17 protein-coding genes and 1 pseudogene are annotated in these 21,265 nt (G+C 71.9%); 13 read left to right on the forward strand and 5 right to left on the reverse strand.

The window, feature by feature from the left end; genetic code table 11:
• Positions 1-85 precede the first annotated feature (85 nt).
• From FHS88_RS08795 to FHS88_RS08820, 6 genes and pseudogenes are all read left to right on the forward strand, one after another.
• Positions 86-1,033, forward strand: a pseudogene (locus FHS88_RS08795) (AI-2E family transporter); the annotation flags it as partial.
• Positions 1,034-1,229: 196 nt separating this feature from the next.
• Entirely contained in the window at positions 1,230-2,813 is a 1,584-nt protein-coding gene (locus FHS88_RS08800; RefSeq protein ID WP_184483665.1) for an ABC transporter substrate-binding protein, read from the forward strand.
• 54 nt (positions 2,814-2,867) lie between these two features.
• Complete coding sequence (locus tag FHS88_RS08805; RefSeq protein ID WP_184483667.1) at positions 2,868-3,851, forward strand: ABC transporter permease; 984 nt, start codon at positions 2,868-2,870, stop codon at positions 3,849-3,851.
• A gap of 3 nt (positions 3,852-3,854) precedes the next feature.
• Positions 3,855-4,769: an ABC transporter permease gene (locus FHS88_RS08810; protein ID WP_184483669.1), complete on the forward strand. Its 915-nt coding sequence runs from the start codon at positions 3,855-3,857 to the stop codon at positions 4,767-4,769.
• Positions 4,769-5,755, forward strand: coding sequence for an ABC transporter ATP-binding protein (locus FHS88_RS08815; RefSeq protein ID WP_184483670.1), 987 nt, complete (start codon positions 4,769-4,771; stop codon positions 5,753-5,755). The genes FHS88_RS08810 and FHS88_RS08815 overlap by 1 nt, the downstream gene beginning before the upstream one ends.
• A complete protein-coding gene (locus FHS88_RS08820; protein ID WP_338146476.1) occupies positions 5,748-6,779 on the forward strand; it encodes an ABC transporter ATP-binding protein in 1,032 nt (343 codons plus the stop codon). Before FHS88_RS08815 ends, FHS88_RS08820 begins: the two co-directional genes overlap by 8 nt.
• 49 nt (positions 6,780-6,828) lie before the next feature.
• Here the strand turns inward: FHS88_RS08820 and ggt are convergent, their stop codons facing one another.
• A complete protein-coding gene (gene ggt / locus FHS88_RS08825) occupies positions 6,829-8,511 on the reverse strand; it encodes a gamma-glutamyltransferase (RefSeq protein WP_184483672.1) in 1,683 nt (560 codons plus the stop codon).
• Positions 8,512-8,528: 17 nt separating this feature from the next.
• Between ggt and FHS88_RS08830 the strand changes: the two genes are divergently transcribed.
• Positions 8,529-8,921 carry a YraN family protein gene (locus FHS88_RS08830; RefSeq protein WP_184483674.1) on the forward strand — a complete coding sequence of 131 codons (393 nt, stop codon included), beginning with the start codon at positions 8,529-8,531 and terminating at the stop codon, positions 8,919-8,921.
• Positions 8,922-8,955: 34 nt separating this feature from the next.
• Here the strand turns inward: FHS88_RS08830 and FHS88_RS08835 are convergent, their stop codons facing one another.
• From FHS88_RS08835 to FHS88_RS08850, 4 genes are read right to left on the reverse strand one after another with little or no spacing between them, the layout of a single operon-like run.
• On the reverse strand, positions 8,956-10,473 hold the full coding sequence (locus FHS88_RS08835) for a YifB family Mg chelatase-like AAA ATPase (RefSeq protein WP_184483676.1): 1,518 nt from the start codon (positions 10,471-10,473) through the stop codon (positions 8,956-8,958).
• A 52-nt stretch (positions 10,474-10,525) separates the two neighbouring features.
• On the reverse strand, positions 10,526-11,509 hold the full coding sequence (locus FHS88_RS08840; RefSeq protein ID WP_184483678.1) for an OmpA family protein: 984 nt from the start codon (positions 11,507-11,509) through the stop codon (positions 10,526-10,528).
• Positions 11,497-12,531: a dipeptidase gene (locus FHS88_RS08845; RefSeq protein ID WP_184483680.1), complete on the reverse strand. Its 1,035-nt coding sequence runs from the start codon at positions 12,529-12,531 to the stop codon at positions 11,497-11,499. The genes FHS88_RS08840 and FHS88_RS08845 overlap by 13 nt, the downstream gene beginning before the upstream one ends.
• Positions 12,528-13,562 (reverse strand): histone deacetylase family protein, encoded by a 1,035-nt coding sequence (locus tag FHS88_RS08850; RefSeq protein WP_184483682.1) that lies wholly within the window; start codon positions 13,560-13,562, stop codon positions 12,528-12,530. Before FHS88_RS08850 ends, FHS88_RS08845 begins: the two co-directional genes overlap by 4 nt.
• 116 nt (positions 13,563-13,678) lie before the next feature.
• On the opposite strand from FHS88_RS08850, the gene FHS88_RS08855 reads away from it, so the two are divergent.
• Genes FHS88_RS08855 through FHS88_RS08880 form a run of 6 tightly spaced genes read left to right on the forward strand, consistent with a single transcriptional unit; the run spans position 13,679 to position 21,264 of the window.
• Positions 13,679-15,265 carry an ABC transporter substrate-binding protein gene (locus tag FHS88_RS08855; protein WP_246419744.1) on the forward strand — a complete coding sequence of 529 codons (1,587 nt, stop codon included), beginning with the start codon at positions 13,679-13,681 and terminating at the stop codon, positions 15,263-15,265.
• Positions 15,266-15,268: 3 nt separating this feature from the next.
• Positions 15,269-16,255: an ABC transporter permease gene (locus FHS88_RS08860; RefSeq protein WP_184483684.1), complete on the forward strand. Its 987-nt coding sequence runs from the start codon at positions 15,269-15,271 to the stop codon at positions 16,253-16,255.
• The gene (locus FHS88_RS08865; protein ID WP_184483686.1) at positions 16,252-17,097 is read left to right on the forward strand and encodes an ABC transporter permease; all 846 of its coding nucleotides are present in this window, start codon (positions 16,252-16,254) and stop codon (positions 17,095-17,097) included. The genes FHS88_RS08860 and FHS88_RS08865 overlap by 4 nt, the downstream gene beginning before the upstream one ends.
• Positions 17,094-18,704, forward strand: coding sequence for an ABC transporter ATP-binding protein (locus FHS88_RS08870; RefSeq protein WP_184483688.1), 1,611 nt, complete (start codon positions 17,094-17,096; stop codon positions 18,702-18,704). The genes FHS88_RS08865 and FHS88_RS08870 overlap by 4 nt, the downstream gene beginning before the upstream one ends.
• Positions 18,705-18,715: 11 nt before the next feature.
• Positions 18,716-20,011, forward strand: coding sequence for an ArgE/DapE family deacylase (locus FHS88_RS08875; RefSeq protein WP_184483690.1), 1,296 nt, complete (start codon positions 18,716-18,718; stop codon positions 20,009-20,011).
• Positions 20,008-21,264, forward strand: coding sequence for a Zn-dependent hydrolase (locus FHS88_RS08880; protein WP_211842523.1), 1,257 nt, complete (start codon positions 20,008-20,010; stop codon positions 21,262-21,264). Before FHS88_RS08875 ends, FHS88_RS08880 begins: the two co-directional genes overlap by 4 nt.
• Position 21,265: the final 1 nt, after the last annotated feature.

Consider the following 21,265-nt stretch of genomic DNA (forward strand, 5'->3'; position numbering starts at 1 on the left):
GAAAGGGGGCGGAGGCTAGCGGCGCGCGGGGCGCGCGGCCAGCCTCGCGCCCGGGGCCGGGCTGGGGCAGGATCGCGCCATGGCCATGGACACCCCGCGCGTGGCGCGGATCATCGGGATCGCGGCGCTGGCGGCACTCGGCGTCGCCTGCCTTCTGGTGCTGCGGCCCTTCGTCTCGGCGCTGCTCTGGGCGGTCATCCTCGCCTTCTCGACCTGGCCGGTCTTCGCCTTCCTCCGCGAAAGGCTGCGCCTGCCCGCCGGCGTCGCGGCGGGGGTGATGGTGGCGGCGCTGTTCGTGCTGGTGGGCCTGCCCATCGCGCTCGCCACGCCGACCAGCCGGGAGGAGATCGCCTCCCTGCAGGCGAGCTTCGAGGCGCTGCTGGTGCGCGGCCTGCCCGAGCTCGGCGCCTGGCTCTCGGGGCTGCCGGTGGTCGGGCCCTGGGTGCAGGACTGGATCGGGGAGGGCGAGTTCGACCTGCTCGGCCTGACGGGGCTGCTCAGGCCCCATGCGGGGGTCATCACGCAGCAGGCGGTCGCGCTGCTGCTCGCGGCGCTGTCGGGGCTCGCGGAGCTGCTGCTCGCGATCCTCTTCGCCTTCTTCTTCTACCGCGACGGCCCCGCCATGGCCGCGCGGGCGGAGGCGCTGCTCGCGCGGCTGGGCGGCGGCATGGGCGCGCGCATGCTGCGACTGAGCGCGGATGTGACGCGCGGCGTGGTCTGGGGGCTGGTGGGCACGGCGGTGGCGCAGGGCGTGCTGACCACGATCGGTCTCGCCGTCGCGGGCGTGCCGCAGCCGGTGCTGCTCGGCGTGGTCGCGGGGGTGATTTCGATCTTCCCGGTGGGCGCGCCGCTGGTCTGGATCCCCGCGAGCCTGTGGCTCTTCACCCAAGGCGAGACGGGATGGGGGATCTTCATGGCGCTCTATGGGGGGCTCGTGATCTCCTCGGTGGACAACATCATCCGGCCCTGGGCGATCGCGCGCGGGGCGCGGCTGCCGCTGCTGCTGACCCTGCTCGGGGCGGTGGGCGGCGTCTTCGCCTTCGGCTTCCTCGGGCTGTTCCTGGGCCCCGTGGTGCTGGCGGTGGGCTTCACGCTCGTGCTGGAATTCGCCGGCCAGGCGCCGGGGGAGGGGCAGACCCCTTCCCCCCCCGCCGGCCGGCGGCCTATAGGCGCCGCCTTCTGGGAGCAGCCGGGCCGGTTGACCGGTGCCGGAACGAGGGGAGATCACGATGCGAAAGTGGCTTTGGGCGGCCGCGCTGGCCGTCGGTCTCGGGGCCGCGGGCGCCGATGCGCGCACGGTGCGCTGGTCGGCCTCGGGCGATCCGAACACGATGGATCCGCACAGCCAGAACCTCGGCACCGTGACCATGGTGCTGCAGCAGATCTACGATGCGCTGATCAGCCGCACGCAGGATCTGGGCCTCGCCCCCGGCCTCGCGACACGCTGGGAGCAGCAGGAGCCGACGCGCTGGCGCTTCTGGCTGCGCGAGGGCGTGAAGTTCCACGAGGGCCAGGCCTTCACCGCCGACGACGTGGTGTTCTCCGTCACGCGCGCCCAGCAGCCGACCTCGAACTACGGCATCTTCGTGGACACGATCGACCGCGCCGTGCAGGTCGAGCCGCTGGTGGTGGACATCATCACCCGCGTGCCGGACCCGATCCTGCCGAACAAGATCGCCTCCCTGATGATCATGTCGCGCTCCTGGGCCGAGCAGCACAACGCGACGCGGCCGCAGAACACCCGCCAGCGGGAGGAGATGCACACCACCCGCAACACCAACGGCACCGGCGCCTTCCGCCTCGCCTCGCGCGAGCCCGACGTGCGCACCGTGCTTGCGCGCAACAACGACTGGTGGGGCTGGAACGAGCCCGCGAGCCGCGAGGCGAACATCACCGAGATCGTCTATCGGCCGATCTCCTCGGACGCGACGCGCATCGCGGCCCTGCTCTCGGGTGAGATCGACTTCGTGCTCGACCCGCCGCTGCAGGACCTCAACCGCCTGCGCCAGGCGCAGAACATCCGCGTGCTCGAAGGGCCGGAGGTGCGGACCATCTTCCTCGCGATGGACGTGCACCGCGACCGGCTGCTCTATTCCGACGTGACGGACCGCAACCCGTTCAAGGACCTGCGGGTGCGCCGCGCGCTCTATCACGCGATCGACATCCAGGCGATCCATCGCACGGTGATGCGCGGCCAGTCGGTGGTGACCGGCACCTTCTTCCCGCCGCAGGTCAACGGCTATTCGCGCGAGGAGGATGTGCGCCTGCCCTTCGACGCCAACCGCGCCCGCGCGCTGCTGGCCGAGGCGGGCTATCCGAACGGCTTCGGCTTCACGCTCGACTGCCCGAACAACCGCTACATCAACGACGAGCAGATCTGCCAGGCGATCGTGGCGATGTGGGCGCGCATCGGGGTGCGCGCGCAGCTCAACGCGATGCCGCTCGGGCCGTTCTTCGCCAAGATCCAGCGCGAGGACACCTCGATGTACCTGCTGGGCTGGGGCGTGCCGACGCTCGATGCGCTCTATTCCTTCCAGTCGCTGCTGCGCACCCGCGACGGCGGCCAGGGCAACGGCATCTGGAACTACGGGCGCTATTCCAACCCGCACATGGACCAGCTCATCGACATCATGGTGAACCAGTCGGGGCAGGCGCGGAACAACGCGATCCGCGAGGCGCTGCGCATCTACCGCGAGGACGTGCCGCACATCCCGCTGCACCACCAGATGATCCCGTGGGCGATGCGGGCCAACTTCCAGATCCCGCACATGGCCAACAACCAGCCCTATTTCCGCTGGGCGCGCATGAACTGACCCGCGGGCGCGGGCGCGCGGGGCAGCCCGCCGCGCCCGCGCCGGAGCACACTGATGTTCGCCTTCATCCTCAGCCGCATCCTGCAGGCGCTGCCCGTGATGTTCACGGTGGCGCTGATCTCCTTCGCGATGTTCGCCTATGTGGGCGATCCGGTCGCCATCATGCTCGGGCAGGACTACACCCAGGCGCAGCGTGACGCGCTGGTCGCCGAGCTCGGGCTCGACCAGCCCTTCTGGGTGCAGTTCGCCACCTTCGTCGTCAACGCGGCGCAGGGGGAGTTCGGCCTGTCCTACCGGCTCTCCCGCCCGGTGGCGGAGCTGATCGCCGAGCGCGCGCCGGCGACCCTCGAACTCGCCTTCACCGCGGCCGGGATCGCGCTGCTGGTCGGCGTGCCGATGGGGGTCTACACGGGGCTCTACCGCAATTCCTGGCTGTCGCGCTTCTTCCTCACCTTCAGTCTCGTCGGGGTGTCTCTGCCGACCTTCCTGATCGGCATCCTGCTCATCCTCGTCTTCGCCGTATGGCTCGGCTGGCTGCCCTCCTTCGGGCGCGGGGACACGGTGCGGATCGGCTTCTGGACGACGGGCTTCCTGACGGTTTCGGGGCTGAAGGCGCTGATCCTGCCGGCCATCACGCTCGGGCTGTTCCAGCTCACGCTGATCATGCGGCTGGTGCGGGCCGAGATGCTGGAGGTGCTGCGCACCGACTACATCAAGTTCGCCCGCGCGCGGGGATTGCCGAACCGCGTGGTGCATTTCGGCCATGCGCTGAAGAACACGCTGGTGCCGGTCATCACCATGGTCGGGTTGCAGCTCGGCGCCATCATCGCCTTCGCCATCGTGACGGAGACCGTCTTCCAGTGGCCGGGCATGGGGCTGCTCTTCATCCAGTCCGTCGGTGCGGCCGACATCCCGGTGATGAGCGCCTATCTGCTGCTGATCGCCCTCGTCTTCGTCACCATCAACCTGATCGTGGACCTTCTCTACTACGCGGTGGACCCGCGGCTGCGGATCGGGCGCGGGAAGGGGGGGCACTGAGCCATGGCCGCTGCCATCAGGCGCTTCCTCGATTCCGATCTCTGGTGGTCCTTCACGCGATCGCCGGTGACGGTGCTTTCGGCCATCGTGGCGGCGATGTGCATCCTGGGCGCGGCCTTCGCCCCCTGGATCGCGCCGCACAACCCCTTCGACCTCGCCTCGCTGAACCTGATCGACGCCTTCAAGCCGCCGGCCTGGCACGAGGACGGCGCGCGCGAGTTCCTGCTCGGGACGGACAACCAGGGGCGGGACATGCTCTCGGCCATCATGTACGGGGCGCGCGTCTCGCTTCTGGTGGGCATCTCGGCCACCGCCTTTGCGACGCTGCTCGGCGTCACGCTCGGGCTGCTCGCGGGCTATGTGGGCGGCACGCTCGACAGCCTGCTGATGCGCATCTGCGACATCCAGCTCACCTTCCCCTCGATCCTGGTGGCGCTGCTGGTGGACGGGGTGGTGCGCGCGATCCTGCCGCGCGAGGTGCATGCCGAGATCGCGCTGTTCGTCGTGATCTTCGCCATCGGCATCAGCGAATGGCCGAAATTCGCGCGCACGGTGCGCGGCTCGACGCTGGTCGAGCGCAACAAGGAGTACGTGCAGGCCGCGCGGGTGATCGGCGTGCCGCGCGCGCGCATCATGGTCAGCCATGTGCTGCCCAACGTCATGGGGCCGGTGCTGGTGGTGGCCACGCTGAACCTCGGGCTCGCGATCCTCGCGGAAGCGACGCTCTCCTTCCTCGGGGTCGGCGTGCCGCCGACCCAGCCCTCGCTCGGCACGCTGATCAGGATCGGCAACGACTTCCTGTTCTCGGGCGAGTGGTGGATCACGATCTTCCCGGGCCTCGCCCTCATCGCCATGGTGCTGTCGGTCAACCTTCTGGGCGACTGGCTGCGCGACGCGCTCAATCCGAAGCTGCGCTGATGTCGAACGCCGCACCCCTGCTGCAGGTGAGGAACCTGCGCGTCGAGTTCCCGACCAGGCGCGGAACGCTGGTCGCGCTCGACGACGTGTCCTTCGAGATCGCGCCGGGCGAGGTGCTCGGCGTGGTAGGCGAATCCGGGGCGGGCAAGTCCATGACGGGCGCTGCCATCATCGGACTGCTCGAGCCGCCGGGGCGCATCGCCGGCGGGCAAATCCTTCTCGACGGGCGGCGCATCGACAACCTCCGCTACGAGGAGATGCGCCGCATCCGCGGCAAGGAGATCGGTGCGATCTTCCAGGACCCGCTGACCACGCTGAACCCGCTCTACACCGTGGGGCGGCAGCTCGCGGAGACGATGACGACGCACCTTCCGATCGGCCCGGCCGAGGCGCGCAGGCGCGCGATCGAGTGGCTGGAGCTCGTCGGCATCCCGGCCGCGGCGCAGCGCATCGACAGCTACCCGCACGAGTTCTCCGGCGGGATGCGCCAGCGCGTGGTGATCGCGCTCGCGCTCTGCGCAGAGCCGCGGCTGATCGTGGCGGACGAGCCGACCACGGCGCTCGATGTCTCGATCCAGGCGCAGGTCATAGCGCTGCTCAAGCGCCTCGCGCGCGAGAAGGGGACGGCGATGATGCTCGTCACCCACGACATGGGCGTGATCGCGGAGACGGCGGACCGTGTCGCGGTGATGTATGCCGGGCGGATCGTCGAGATCGGGCCGGTGCGGGAGGTGGTGAAGCATGCGAACCATCCCTATTCGGCGGGGCTGATGGCCTCGATCCCGCCGCTCGACCGGCGGGTGGAGCGGCTCGCGCAGATCGACGGCGCCATGCCGCGCCTTTCGGCGATCCCCGAGGGCTGCGCCTACAATCCGCGATGCCCGCAGGTGTTCGAGAAGTGCCGGAGGCAGCGGCCCGAGCTGATGGATGCGGCCACCACGCGCGCCGCCTGCTGGCTGTTCGACACGGAGACGGACCGTGAGTGACGCGACGCCGATGTTCGAGGCGCGCGACCTCGCGCGCTACTTCGACGTGTCGCGGCCGCTGCTGCAGCGGCTGATCGCGCGCGAGGGCCGGCGCACGCTGCGCGCGGTGGACGGCATCTCCTTCACGATCCCGAAGGGGACGACGCTTTCGCTGGTGGGGGAATCGGGCTGCGGCAAGTCCACCGTGGCGCGGCTCGCGGTCGGTCTCTATGCGCCGACGGCCGGCGAGGTGCGCTTCGACGGGCAGGATCTCGCGCAGGCGCGCAGCATGGCCGAGCAGCGCCGGCGCATGCAGATGATCTTCCAGGATCCCTACGCCTCGCTCAATCCGCGCTGGCGCGTGGCGGACATCATCGCCGAGCCGATCCGTGCCTTCGGCCTCGTGCGTTCCCGCGCCGAGCAGGAGAGCCGGGTCGCTGAGCTGCTGACGCAGGTCGGGCTCTCGCCGCTCGATGGGCAGAAGTTCCCGCACGAGTTCTCGGGCGGGCAGCGGCAGCGCATCTCGATCGCCCGCGCGCTCTCCTCGAACCCCGAATTCCTGGTCTGCGACGAGCCGACGAGCGCGCTCGACGTGAGCGTGCAGGCGCAGATCCTGAACCTGATGAAGGAACTGCAGCAGCGCTTCGGCCTGACCTACCTCTTCATCAGCCACAACCTCGCGGTGGTGCGGCAGGTCAGCGACCGGATCGGGGTGATGTATCTCGGGCGGCTGGCGGAACTCGCGCCGGCCGAGACGCTCTTCCGAGCGCCGCGCCACCCCTACACGCGCGCGCTGATGGAGGCGATCCCGGACCTCGACATGACGGGGCGGGAGCGCGTGCCGGTGGGCGGCGAGGTGCCCTCGCCGATCACGCCGCCTTCGGGCTGCGCCTTCCATCCGCGCTGCCCGCTCGCGAACGAGCGATGCCGGCGCGAGAGGCCCGAGCTCAAGCCCGCGGGCGAGGCGATGGTGGCCTGCCACGCGGTGGAGGAAGGCCGCGACGACGCGATGCCGATGCCCGCCATCGCGCGCAACGCGGCGTGAAGCCAGGCCGCGCGGCGGGGCAGGGGGGCGGGTTTCCCCTCCCCGATCCTCAGTCGCCGATCGCCACGCCCTCGCGCCGCGGATCGGCGCCGCCCGCGAGCCCCTCGGGCGTGACGCGGATGATCTGAAGCCCCGAGGGCATGTCGCGGATCTGCACCTCGTGCCCGCGCGCGCGCAGCGCAGGCGCGAGCGCCGCGGCGGGCGTCTCGGCCTCGAGTTCGATGGCACTGCCCTGGGTGACGATGCGCGGCAGGGTGGCCGCCTCCTGCGCGGGCATCTCCCAATCCAGCAGCGCCACCACGGCCTGCGCGACATAGCCGATGATGCGCGCCCCGCCGGGTGAGCCGAGCACCGCATGCAGCCGCCCCGCGGCGTCGATGATGATGGTCGGCGCCATGGAGGAGCGCGGGCGCTTGCCCGGCTCGACGCGGTTGGCCACGGGGCGGCCGTCGCGCTCGGGCAGGAAGGAGAAGTCGGTCAGCTCGTTGTTGAGCAGGAAGCCGCGCACCATGATGCGCGAACCGAACAGCGCCTCGATGGTGGTGGTCATGGAGACGGCGTTGCCGTGCGCGTCCACGATCGAGAGGTGGCTGGTGCCGCTGCCGAACTCCTCGGCCTGCGGGGCGAAGCGCGTCTCGCGCCAGGGCGGGTTGCCGGGGCGCGGGTTCGCGAGCGCGCGGTCGCGGTCCATCAGCTGCGCGCGGGCGGTCAGGTAGGCGGGATCGAGCAGCCCGCGGACCGGGACCGGGACGAAATCGGCATCCGCGAGCCAGGCGTTGCGGTCGGCGAAGGCGAGGCGGCCGGCCTCGGCGAGCCAATGCGCCGCATCCGTCCCGCGCGGATCGAGCCGCGGCATGTCGGTATGCGCGAGCAGGCCGAGGATCTGCGCCACCGCGACGCCGCCCGAGGAAGGCGGCGGAAAGCCGCAGACGCGGTGGCGGCGATAGGCGGTGCACACGGGCTCGCGCAGGCGCGGCGCATAGGCGGCGAGGTCGGCGGTGGTCATCGCGCCCGGGAGCGAGGGGTGGCGCGCGACGGCGGCGACGATATCCTCCGCGATCGGGCCGCGGGCCAGCGCGGCGGCGCCCTGCTCCGCTATGGCGCGCAGCGTGGCGGCCAGCGCGGGGTTGCGCAGGCGATGCCCGGCGGGCAGCGGCAGCCCGGCCTCGGTGAAGAAATAGGCGGCGGCGCCGGGGTCGCGGCGCAGCAGCAGCATGTCGGAGGCGATGTCGCGCGCGAGGCGCTCGCTGATCGGGAAGCCCTCCTCCGCGAGGCGGATGGCGGGCGCGATCAGCCGCGGCCAGGCCAGGCGGCCATGGGCGCGATGCGCGGCTTCGAGCATGGCGACGGTCCCGGGCACGCCGACCGCGCGCCCGCTCGCCATCGCCTGCAGGAAGGGGATGGGGCGGCCGTCGCGCAGCAGCAGGTCGGGGCCGGCGGCGGCAGGGGCGGTCTCGCGCCCGTCCCAGGCGGCGATGCGGCCGGTGGCGCGGTCGAAGTGCAGCAGCAGCGCGCCGCCGCCGATGCCCGAAGATTGCGGCTCGACGAGGGTGAGGACCATCTGCACGGCGATGGCCGCGTCGAGCGCCGTGCCGCCCTCGCGCAGCACGGCGAGGCCGGCCTCGGCGGCGAGCGGATGGCCGGCGGCGACCATGTGGCGGCGCGCGGGCGTTCCCGCCTGGGCGATGCCGGTGAGGAGGAGCAGCAGCAGGATGGCGCGGCGGAGCAGCATCGCCGCATGATAGCCCCATGGCGGAACCGGGCGACACGGCGCGGCGGATGCTGCGGGGGCGGCGGGCGAACGCAGCGGGGCGCGAGGCCGAGGCAGCCGCGGCGGCGGCGCTCGCGCGCGAGGGGTGGGTGGTGCTGGCGCGCCGCGCGCGCACGCCCGCGGGGGAGCTCGACCTGGTCGCCGAGCGCGAGGGGCTGCTCGCCTTCGTCGAGGTGAAGGCGCGGCCTTCGCTGGGCGAGGCGGCCTTCGCGCTGGGCGCGCGGCAGCGGGCGCGGCTCGCCGCGGCGGCGGAGTGCTGGCTGGCGGCGAATCCCGGCCATGGCGCCGCGGGGATGCGCTTCGATGTGGTCCTGGTGGCCGCGGACGGGACGGTGCGGCGGATCGCCGATGCGTTCCGCCAGGGCGAGTGACGGGCAGGGACGCACTGCGCGCCCGACGCGGCGCTCAGGCCGCCGCGCGGCCGGGCATCCGGTGCCGGAAGGCGAGCGCCTCGGCCACATGGGCGCGGCGGATGCTCGTGCTGCCGGCGAGGTCGGCGATGCTGCGCGCGACGCGCAGCATGCGCACATGGGCGCGGGAGGAGAGGCGCAGCCGCGTCGCGGCGGTCTCGAGCAGCGTGCCGGCCTCGGCTTCGAGCAGCGGCAGCAGGTGTTCCAGCGCGGCCTCGGCATTGCTGCGCGGGCCGTCCTCGCCCCAGCGGGCGCGCTGGGCGGCGCGCGCGGCATGCACGCGCGCGGCGACGGCGGCGGAGGTCTCGCCCGCGGGCGCGCGCGCGAGTTCGGCGGGCGCGATCGGCATCACCTCGATGGTGAGGTCCATGCGGTCGAGCAGCGGCCCCGACAGGCGGCCCTGGTAGTCCTCCCCGCAGCGCGGCGCGCGGGCGCATTCGCGGCCCGGCTCGCCGAGATGGCCGCAGCGGCAGGGGTTCATCGCGGCGATGCACTGGAAGCGCGCGGGGTAGGTGACATGCGCGTGCACGCGGCTGATGGTGGTGCGGCCGGTCTCCATGGGCTGCCGCAGGGCTTCCAGCGCGGGGCGCGGGAACTCGGGCCATTCGTCGAGGAACAGCACGCCGCGATGGGCGAGGCTGATCTCCCCCGGCCGCGCGCGGGCGCCGCCGCCGACCAGCGCGGGCATGGAGGCGGAGTGGTGCGGCTCGCGGAAGGGCGGGCGGGTGACGAGGCGGCCGCCTTCGAGCAGGCCGGCGATGGAATGCACGAGCGAGACCTCGAGCGCCTCGGCCGGGGAGAGGTCGGGCAGCAGGCCTGGCAGGCGCGCGGCGAGCATGGACTTGCCCGCCCCCGGCGGGCCGATCATCAGCAGGTTGTGCCCGCCCGCGGCGGCGATCTCGAGGGCGCGCTTCGCGCTCTCCTGCCCCTTCACCTCCGAAAGGCAGGGGCCGCCGCGCAGGGCCGGGGCGGGCGCGGGCGGCGCGGGCGGCGCCAGCACCTGCGTGCCGCGGAAATGGTTGAGAAGCGCATGGATGCAGGGCGCGGCGAGCACCTCGATGCGGCCCGCCCAGGCGGCCTCGCCGCCCTGCGCGGCGGGGCAGATCAGGCCGAGGTCGCGCTCCGAGGCGCCGAGGGCCGCGGGCAGCACGCCGGCGACCGGCATGATGGCGCCGTCGAGCGAGAGTTCGCCGAGCGCCGCATAGCCCGCCGCCTCCTCCTTCGGGATGATCTCCATCGCCGCGAGCAGCGCCAGCGCGATCGGCAGGTCGTAGTGCGAGCCCTCCTTGAGGATGTCGGCCGGGGCGAGGTTCACCAGCACGCGCCTGGGCGGAAGCGAGAGGCCGAGGCCCGTGAGAGCGGCGCGGACGCGCTCGCGGCTCTCGGTCACCGCCTTGTCCGGCAGGCCGACGAGGAGGAAGGCGGGCAGGCCGGGGGCGATCTGAACCTGCACCTCGACCGGCACCGGCTCGATGCCGGAGAAGGCGAAGGTGGCGATGCGGGCGATGGTCATGGCGTCGCGCCAGCGTGGCGCGAGGCGGGGCGAATATCAACCTATACGATTTTCAGCGGCGGACGATTTCCACCCTTCGGTTCTGCGCGCGCCCCTGTTCGGTGTCGTTGGCGGCGACGGGCGCGGCCATGCCGGCGCCGAAGGCGGTCAGCCGCGCGGCGGGAATGCCGAAGTCGCGCGTCAGGGCCGCGACCACCGCCGCGGCGCGCCGGCGCGAGAGATCGAGGTTGTAGTCGAAAGCGCCCTGGTTGTCGGTATGCCCGGTGACGATGACCGAGACGGCGGGGTTGGCGCGGAGATACTTCGCGATCTCCTCGAGGGTGGGGCGCGATTCGGGGCGGGGCTCGGCGCGGTCGGTGTCGAAGCGGATGCCGTAGAGCGCGACGCGCCCGGTGGCCGCGATGGCGCGTTCCATCGCCGCGGCATCGACGAAGACGATGCGGTCGGTCTCCATCGGGCGCGTCTCGACCACGTCGATGAGCGTCACGGGCGGGCGGTTGCCCCCGCCCGGCACCGACAGGATGGCCACCCAGACATCGCCCTGCGGCCGTTCGAGCCGCAGCGCGGCATAGGCCTGGCCGTCCCAGTTCGAGGGCATGTTCGCGTTGACCGGTTGCGCCTCGGTCACCGCGAACCAGAGGTCGGCCCCGGTGCCGCCGCAGCCGCGCCCCTCGCAGGCGAAGACGGTGCGGAAGCCGTCCCGCTCCATGCGCTGCTGCCAGTTGCGCACGAGTTCGAGCGGCGAGCGCCCCTCGGGGCCCTCGTAGCGCATGCGCAGCGCGCGGCCTGCCACCGCGGTGCTGTTGGCCTCGGTGGCGCGCGGCCCGCCGGGGACGCGGTGGGCGCCCAGCACCTGGCCGGTGACGATGCGCATCTCGGCATAGTCGCGCTGCTGGCGCAGGCGCTGCACGGCGCCCTCGTAGCGCCCGACCATCGGGTGGTCGGCCCCGCCGGCCGGGGCTGGCGCGGCGCGCTGCTGCGCGGCGGCGGGCAGCGCGAGGAGCGCCGCGAGCGCGGCGACGATCAGCCTTCGCATGCGCGGGCCGCGATGCGCATCAGGCGGCGGAAATTGCCCGACCAGAGCAGCTCGATCTCGCGCGGGCCATAGCCTCGCGAGCGCAACTCGGCGGTGAGGTTCATCGTCTCCCCCGCATCCTTCCAGCCCGGCAGGCCGCCGCCGCCGTCGAAATCCGAGGACAGGCCGACATGGTCTATGCCGATTCGTGCCACGGCGTAGTCCACGTGGTCCACCATGTCCTTCACCGTCGCGGGCGACTTGCCGCCGGGCGGGGCGGGGCGGAGGAAGGCGTCGAGCGCGGTGATCTGGATCAGGCCGCCGGTCGCGCGCAGCATGTCGAGCTGCTCGTCGTCGAGGTTGCGCGGATGGTCGCAGAGCGCCCGGCAGCAGGAATGGGTGGCGACGACCGGCACGCGGGAGAGCTCGGCCGCCTGCATCATCGTGGTCTTGGCGGCGTGGGAGACGTCCACGAGCATGCCGATGCGGTTCATCTCGCGGATGGCGTCGCGGCCGAGGCCCGAGAGGCCGCCATGCTCGGCCTCGGCGTCGCCGAGTTCGGGCTTGGGGCGAGCGGCGTCGGCGAGGTCGTTGTGGCCGTCATGGGTGAGGGTGAGGTAGATCGCGCCGAGGTCGCGCCAGAGGCGCAGGCGCGAGAGGTCGCGCGCGAGCGCGTTGCCGTTCTCGACCGCCGAGAGCACGCAGAGCGCGCCGGCGGCATGCGCGGCCTCGAGTTCGGCGGCGCTGCGGCAGAAGATGCGCGTCGTGCCGTCGGCGCGGGCGCGGATGTGGCGCAGCATCGCCTCGGCGCGCGCGGCGGCGTTCGTCAGGCCCTCGATGTCGCGCCGGCCCTGCGGCGTGTAGGCGATGAACACCGCGGCCTTGAGACCGCCGCGGCGCATCTTCGGGAAATCCACGCGGCGGTCGGACTCGGAGGCGGGATCCGGCGGGTCTGGCCAGCGGATGTCGATATGCGTGTCGAGGGTGAGTGTCGCGGCGTGGATCGCGGCGGCATCCGTGGCGGCGGGCAGGGCGTCGGTCATGCGGCGCTCCAGCCGGTCAGGAAGCGTTCGAGCAGGGTGCCGATGACATCCACGTTGTAGCCGCCCTCCTGCGTGATGACGGTGGGCAGGCGCAGCGCGCCGATCATGGCGCCGGCGCGCAGGAAGCCCTCCTCGGTGACGGCGAGCGCGCCGAGGGGTTCGTCCTTCGAGGCATCGAAGCCGAGGGCGAGCACCAGCGCATCGGCCTTGAAGTCGCGGATGGGCGCGAGGGCGTAGCGCAGCGCGTCGAGCCAGCCTTCGTCGGGCGTGCCGAAGGGCAGGGGCAGGTTCATGTTGCGGCCATCCCCGGCACCAGCGCCGCGTTCGGCCGTGCGCCCGACGAACCAGGGATAGTAGTTGTCCGGGTCGGCATGGATGGAGATGGTCAGCACGTCGCCGCGCTCCCAGAAGATGCCCTGGGTGCCGTTGCCGTGGTGGCTGTCGATATCGAGGATGGCGACGCGCGCGGCCCCCGCATCCCGCAGGTGCTGCGCGGCGAGGGCGGCGTTGTTCACGTAGCAATGACCGCCCGCGCGTGCGGCATAGGCGTGATGGCCGGGCGGGCGGCAGAGCGCATAGGCGGTGCCGCCCTTCGCGGCCTCCGCCGCCGCGGCGAGCGCGCAGGCCGCCGCAGCCTGGATCGCCGCCCAGGAGCCGGGGCCTATGGGGCAGGCGGTGTCGGCGGTGTACCAGCCGGTGCGGGCGATGATGTTCGCCCCCGTGCGTCCGCCCTGGGCGACCATCTCCGGCACCGGATGGATGTTTGCCACGACCTCCGGCCCGGGATCGGGCAGCTTCGCCCATTCCGCCGCGGCGGTGGCGAGGAAGTCGAGGTAGTCGGCGCGGTGCACGGAAGCGAGCGCGCCGGGTGGGAGCGGCGGGGGCACGGCGGGGGCGAGGCCGAGGCGGTGCAGCGCGGCCTCGAGCGCGGCGGCGCGGGCCGGCACCTCGAAGTTGCGCCGCACCCGGCCGCGCTGGAGGAAGAACTCGGGCGTGTGGCCTGCCTGGTCGGGATGCGCGAAGGTCTTCATGCTGCCGCGAGGCTAGGCAGCGCCGGGCGGCTTGTCCACGCGGGGGCGGGCGGCGCGGCTTGTGGATGGCAGCGGCGCGGGGATAGCCTGCGGCCTTCGTCAAGGGAGACGACACGATGACCCTTTCGCGCCGCGGCCTGCTGGCCGCCGCTTCCGCACCCGTCCTGATGAGCGTGCAGGACGCGCTTGCCCAGGGCGTCGCGCCGCGCCGCGGCGGCACGCTGCAGATGATGCTGACCCCCGAGCCGCCGGTGCTGCAGATCGGCGTGAACCAGCAGGGGCCGACGCTGGTCGCAGCACCCAAGATGTTCCAGGGGCTGCTGACCTTCTCGCCGACGCTCGAGCCGCAGCCGCTGCTGGCCAAGTCCTGGACGATCAGCCCGGACGGCAAGGAATACGTCTTCAGCCTGCAGGAAGGCGTGAAGTGGCACGACGGCCAGCCCTTCACGGCCGATGACGTCGTCTTCTCCATCACGAAGTTCCACATGGAACTCGCGCCGCGCGCGCGCGCGATCTTCCAGCTCATCGAGACCTGCGAGGCGCGCGACCCGCTGACCGTGCGCATCGTGCTGAAGCAGCCCTTCCAGCCCTTCCTGCTGATGTTCGACGCCACCGCCGCGGCGATGGTGCCCAAGCACCTCTTCGACGGGCGGGACTACCGCACCGCGCCCGCGGTGCAGCGGCCCGTGGGCACGGGGCCCTTCCGCTTCGTCGAATGGCAGCGCGGCAACTTCATCCGCCTCGACCGCAACGAGGAGTACTGGAAGCCGGGGCAGCCCTATCTCGACAGCATCATCTACCGCATCATCCCCGACAGCCAGAGCCGGCGCCTCGCCCTCGAATCCGGGCAGGTGCTGCTGAGCCAGACCAACGACATAGAGCCCTTCGACATCCCCGCGCTGCGCCAGCGCCAGAACCTCGAGGTGCATACCGCGGGGTGGGAATACTTCTCGCCGCTGTCCTGGATCGAGCTGAACCACCGCGTGAAGCCGCTCGACGACGCGCGGGTGCGGCGGGCCATGTCCATGGCGATCGACCGCAACTTCATCGTCAACCGGCTGTGGTTTGGCGTGGGCAAGCCGGCGACCAACCCGGTGGCGAGCACCACGCGCTTCCACGATCCGGCCGCGCGCCTGCCCGCCTTCAACGTGGCCGAGGCGAACCGCATCCTCGACCAGGCGGGATACCCGCGCAATGCGCAGGGCGTGCGCTTCACGCTCAAGCACATGGCGCTGCCCTATGGCGAGATCTGGACGCGGCTTTCGGAATACCTGCGCCAGGCGATGCGCAACATCGGCATCGCCTTCGAGATGGAGAGCACCGACGCCGGCTCCTGGGCGAGGCGCGTGGGCAACTGGGAATACGAGACGACGATCAACTTCGTCTACCAGTTCGGCGACCCGACGCTCGGCGTGGAGCGGACCTATGTCAGCACCAACATCCAGCGCGTGACCTTCACCAACACCGGCGGCTACGCCAACCCCCAGGTGGATGCGCTGTTCCTGCGTGCCCGCACCTCCGCCGCCGCGGCCGAGCGGCAGGCGGCGTTCAGCGAGGTGCAGAAGCTGCTGATCGAGGAGGTTCCGCAGATCTGGCTGATGGAGCTCTCCTTCCCCACCATCCACGACCGGCGCGTGCGCAACGTGATCACCACCGGTCTCGGCGTGCACAAATCCTTCGACGACGTGTTCATCGCCGGCTGAGGAATGGAGCTTTCGAGGCTGCCGGGCTTCCTGCTGAGGCGCGGCATCAAGGCGGCGGTCGTGATCCTCGCGATCGTCGTCTGCAACTTCCTTCTGATCCACGCCGCGCCCGGCGATCCGGCGAGCGTCATCGCCGGGCAATCCGGCGCGGCGGACGAGCGGTTCCTCGCGCAGCTGCGCGAGCAGTTCGGGCTGGACAAGCCCTTCCACGTGCAGCTCTGGATCTACCTCAAGGGCGTGCTGACGCTTGACCTCGGCTTCAGCCACCGCCAGCAGCAGCCGGTGTGGACGCTGATCAGCGACCGCCTGCCGGCGACGCTGCTGCTGACCGGGGCGGCCTTCGCCTTCGCGGTGACGGCGGGGGTCACGCTCGGCACGCTGGCCGCGCGGCGCGTGGGGCGCTGGGCGGATTCCGTCATCACCGTCATCGCGCTCACCTTCTACGCGACGCCGATCTTCTGGGTCGGGCTGATGCTGGTGCTGTTCTTCTCGGTCTGGCTGGAATGGCTGCCGAGCTTCGGCATGGCGACGGTGGGCGTGGAGCTGAGTGGCCTCGCGGCGGTGCTGGATGTGGGCAAGCACCTGATCCTGCCGGCGGCGACGCTCGGGCTGTTCTACCTCGCGGTCTATGCGCGGCTGACGCGCGCGACGATGCTGGAGGTGGCGGACCAGGACTTCGTCAAGACCGCGCGGGCCAAGGGCGTGCCGGAGGGTCAGGTGGTGCGGCGGCATGTGCTGCGCAACGCGCTGCTGCCGGTGATCACCTTCGCGGGCATCCAGGCGGGGCAGCTGATCGGCGGCTCGATCCTGGTCGAGACGGTCTTCGCCTGGCCCGGCATCGGGCGGCTCGCCTTCGACGCGCTGCTCGCGCGGGACTATGCCGTGCTGCTCGGCGTGTTCTTCTGCACATCGGTGATGGTGGTGCTGTTCAACCTGCTGACCGACCTGCTCTACGCCGTGGTGGACCCGCGCGTGGAGGTGGAGGGATGAGCGACTTCTGGCGGCGCTTCCGCCGCAACCGCGGCGCGGTGGTCGGGCTCGTGATCCTCGTGCTGGTCTTCCTGCTCGCGGCCTTCGCGCCGCTGCTCTTTCCCGGCAGCCCCTGGGACATGGCGACCGCGCCCTTCGTGCCGCCGGGCGAGGAGGGGATGCTGCTCGGCTCGGACAGCCTGGGGCGGGACGTGGCGGCGGGCATCGCGCATGGGGCGCGCATCTCGCTGATGGTGGGCGCGGTCTCGACCATCGCGGCGCTGTCGATCGGCGTGAGCCTGGGCGCGATCGCGGGCTATCTGGGCGGGATCGCGGATGACGCGGTGATGCGCTTCACCGAGTTCTTCCAGACCATCCCCTCCTTCGTCTTCGCCATCCTGCTGGTGGCGATCTTCACGCCGAGCATCGGCTCGGTCGTCTTCGCCATAGCCGTGGTGTCCTGGCCGCCGGTGGCGCGCGTGGTGCGCGCCGAGTTCCTCTCGCTGCGCTCGCGCGAGTTCGTCCAGGCGGCGGAGGTGCTGGGAAAGTCGCGCCTGTCCATCGTGCTGACGGACATCCTGCCCAATGCGCTCTCGCCCATCGTGGTGCTGTCCTCGCTGATGGTGGCATCGGCGATCCTGCTCGAGAGCGCGCTCTCCTTCCTCGGCCTGGGCGATCCGAACCTCATGACCTGGGGCTTCCTGATCGGGGCGGGGCGGAGCGTGATCCGCCTCGCCTGGTGGATGAGCGTGTTTCCCGGGCTCGCCATCTTCCTCACCGTGCTGGCGCTGAACCTGGTGGGGGAGGGGCTGTCGGATGCGCTGAACCCGCGGCTGGCGCGCCAGCGGGGAGGCGCGGCATGAGCCTGCTCGCAGTCGAGGGGCTGACGGTCGGCCTGCCCGCGGGCGGGGACCGGCCACATGCGGTCGAGGACATCACGCTCCGCGTGGATGCGGGCGAGATCCTCTGCGTCGTGGGTGAATCGGGCTCGGGCAAGTCCATCACGGCGAATGCGGTGATGGGGCTGCTGCCGAAGGGGCTGCCGGTGAAGGCCGGGCGCATCGCCTTCGAGGGGCAGGATCTGCTCGCCCTCAGCCCCGAAGGCATGCGCCGGCTGCGCGGCGCGCGGCTCGCGATGATCTTCCAGGAGCCGATGACGGCGCTCAATCCGGTGATGCGCGTGGGCGAGCAGATCGCCGAGGCGATGCGCGTCCATGGCGCGGGGGCCGATGCTGCGAGGCGCGTGCCGGAGTTGCTCGCGGCGGTGAACCTGCCGGACCCGGCGGCGACCGCGCGCTCCTACCCGTTCCGGCTCTCGGGCGGGCAGCGGCAGCGGGTGATGATCGCCATGGCGCTCGCGCTCGAACCCTCGCTGCTGATCGCGGACGAGCCGACCACCGCGCTCGATGTCACGACGCAGATGCAGATCCTGCGCCTGATCCGCGAGATCCAGTCGCGCCGCGGCACGGGCGTGATGTTCATCACCCATGATTTCGGCGTGGTGGCCGAGATCGCGGACCGCGTGGCGGTGATGCAGCACGGGCGAATCGTCGAGCAGGGTCCGGCGGCCGAGGTGCTGAACCGGCCCCAGCATCCCTATACCCGGGCGCTGATCGCCGCCGTCCCGCATGGGGCGGCCGCCGCCGCGCCGCCGCCGGCCGACGCGCCGCTGGTGCTGCAGGCGAAGGGCATCGAGAAGACCTATCGCCGCCCGGGCGGCTGGTTCGGGCCGCGGCCCGTGGTGCGCGCGGTGCACGACGCCGACTTCGTGCTGCGCAAGGGCGAGACGCTGGGGCTGGTGGGCGAGTCCGGTTCGGGCAAGTCCACGCTCGCGCGCTGCGTCGTGCGGCTGGTCGAGCCTGAGAAGGGCGAGATCCTCTTCGAGGGGGGCGATCTGCGCCCGCTCTCGCGCGGGGCGTGGAAGCCCTATCGGAAGAAGATCCAGATGGTGTTCCAGGACCCCTTCGCCTCGCTCAACCCGCGCCGGCGGGTGGGCGAGATCATCGCCGAGGGGCCGATCACGCACGGCACGCCGCGCGAGGCGGCGCTGCGGCGCGCGCGGGAACTGCTCGCGCTGGTGCAGCTCGATGCCGGCGCGATGGATCGCTACCCGCACGAGTTTTCCGGCGGGCAGCGCCAGCGCATCGGCATTGCGCGCGCCCTCGCCATGGAGCCGGAACTGCTGATCGCCGACGAGCCGGTCTCGGCCCTCGATGTCAGCGTTCAGGCGCAGGTGCTCGCGCTGCTGGCCGACATCCGCGCGCGCCTCGGCCTGACCATGCTGTTCATCACGCATGACCTGCGCGTCGCCGCGCAGGTCTGCGACCGGATCGCGGTGATGCAGCGCGGGGCGATCGTGGAGCAGGGCGCGACGGCGGAGGTGTTCGGCAACCCGAAGCATCCCTATACGCAGCAATTGCTGGACAGCATCCCGGGGCGCGCCTGGACGCCGCCCGTGATCGCCGCCTGAGGAGCACGCCAATGACCGAACCGCTCGATCCCGGCGCGCGCCGCGCGATCCTCGAGGCCGTGGATGCGCTGCGCGAGGATGCGCTGCGGATGCTGGAACGCCTGGTGCGCTGCCCGTCCACGCTGGGCAATGAGCAGTCCGCGCTGAACGAGATGGCGCGGATCTACGAGGGGCTCGGCCTCTCGCCGCGGCGCGTGCCGACCGATGTGGCCGCTCTCGCCGCGCATCCCGGCTTCTCGCCGCCGCTTGTGCCCTATGAGGGGCGGGACAATGTCGTCGCGGTGTTCACGCCGCGCGAGCGCAAGGGGCGCAGCCTCGCGCTGCAGGGCCATGTGGACGTGGTGCCGGAAGGCGCGGCCGACATGTGGGCCACGCCGCCCTACGAGCCCTCCATCCGCGGCGGGCGCATGTACGGGCGCGGCGCGGGGGACATGAAGGCGGGCATCGTCTCCTATGTGACGGCCTTCAGGGCGCTGCGCCTCGCCGGTTTGCAGCCCGCGGCCGAGGTGCAGATGCAGTCGGTGATCGAGGAGGAATGCACCGGCAATGGCGCGCTCGCCGCCATGCTGGCGCTGCCCAAGGCCGATGCCGTCATCATCCCCGAGCCGGGCCCCGGCCTGCCCGCGATCTACACCGCCGAGGTCGGCGTGGTCTGGGCCTGGGTCACGGTCTCGGGCCGGCCTGCCCATGTGCGCGACATGCAGGCGGGGATCAACGCCATCAAGGCGGCGAACGCCATCGCCGCGCGCTTCGAGGACTACCAGGCGGAGATGAACCGCGCCGAGCGCATCCACCCCGCCTTCCGCGGCGTGAACCACCCGGTGAACGTCAATCTCGGCACCATCGAGGGTGGCGAGTGGAACAGCTCCGTGCCGACGCGCTGCCGCATCGGCCTGCGCGTGGGCGTGATGATGGGGCGCACGGCGGCGCAGACCAAGGCCGACATCGAGCGCATCGTCGCCGACGCAGCGGCCGATCCGGCGCTCATGGGCGCGACCGTGCGGCTGGAGTTCAGGGGCTTCATGGCGGACCCGTGCGTGTTCGACATGGAGGCGCCGATCGTGCGTCTCGCGCGGCGCAACTTCGCCGATGTCTCGGGCGGCGCCTTGCGCGACTATCCGGCGACGGGGCTGACGGATGGACGCTTCTTCGCGCTCTACCAGGGCACGCCGGTCGCCTGCTTCGGCCCCGACGCGCAGGAGATCCACGGCATTGACGAGAGCGTGGGGCTCGACTCGATGCACGACATCACGCGCACCATCGCGCTGACCATGGCCGAATGGTGCGGGCTGGAGAAGGCCGCATGACGACGAACGTCCCCCTTTCGGGGCAGCGCCTCTGGGACAGCCTGATGGAGATGGCGCGGATCGGCGCCACGCCGAAGGGCGGCTGCAACCGCCAGACGCTGACCGACCTCGATTCCGAAGGCCGCCACCTGCTGCGCCGCTGGGCTGAGGCGGCGGGCTGCACGCTGCGGGTGGACCGCGTCGGCAACATGATGCTGACGCGGCCCGGGCGCGACCCCTCGCGCAAGCCGGTCGCCTTCGGCAGCCATCTCGACACCCAGCCCACGGGCGGGAAGTTCGACGGCGTGCTCGGCGTGCTGGCGGGGCTCGAGATCCTGCGCGCCGTGCACGAGGCGGGGATCGAGACCGAGGCGCCGCTGATGCTCGTCAACTTCACCAACGAGGAAGGCGCGCGCTTCTCGCCGCCGATGATGGGCAGCGGCGCGGCCATGGGCCTTTTCACCGAGGCCGAGGTGCTGGCCAAGCAGGACAGCGAGGGCAGGACCTTCGGCGCGGAACTCGCGCGCATCGGCTGGCAGGGGGAGGCGGATCCCGCGATCCTGCGAGACATCGCCGCCTTCATCGAACTGCATATCGAGCAGGGCAGGCTGCTCGAGGATGCCGGCTGCGCGATCGGCGTCGTCACCCATGCGCTGGCGCAGAACTGGCTGGAGGTGACGGTCGAGGGCGAGGAGGCGCATGGCGGCTCGCCCATGGCCGGCCGGCGCGACGCGATGATGGCCGCGGCGCCGCTGATCGCGGCGATCGAGCAGATCGCGCTCGCCACCCGCACCGCGGAGGGCGAGCCGGGGCGCGCGACGGTCGGGCGCCTGAGCGTCTATCCCGACAGCCGCAACATCGCGCCTTCGCGCGTGTGGTTCTCGGTGGATACGCGGCACCACGACCCCGCGCTGCTCGCGCGCATGGCGGAGGCGATCCGCGCGCGCGCGGCGGGCGTCGCCGCGTCGCGCGGGGTGCGGATCGCGGTGGCGGATTTCTGGCATTCGCCTCTCACGCCCTTCGATGCGACGCTGGTCGGGCGCGTGCGGGATGCGGCGCGGCGCCTCGGCTACCGGCACATGGACATGCCGACCGGCATCGGCCACGACGCGGTCTACGTCGCGCGGCGCGTGCCGACGGCGATGATCTTCTGCCCCTGCCATGGCGGCCTCAGCCACAACGAGGCCGAGAGCATCACCCCGGAATGGGCGGAAGCCGGGATGCGCGTGCTGGCCGATGCGGTGCTCGCCACCGCGGGCATCGCGAAGGGCTGAC

The organism is Neoroseomonas alkaliterrae (genome assembly GCF_014199195.1).
Taxonomy (GTDB): Bacteria; Pseudomonadota; Alphaproteobacteria; order Acetobacterales; family Acetobacteraceae; genus Neoroseomonas; species Neoroseomonas alkaliterrae.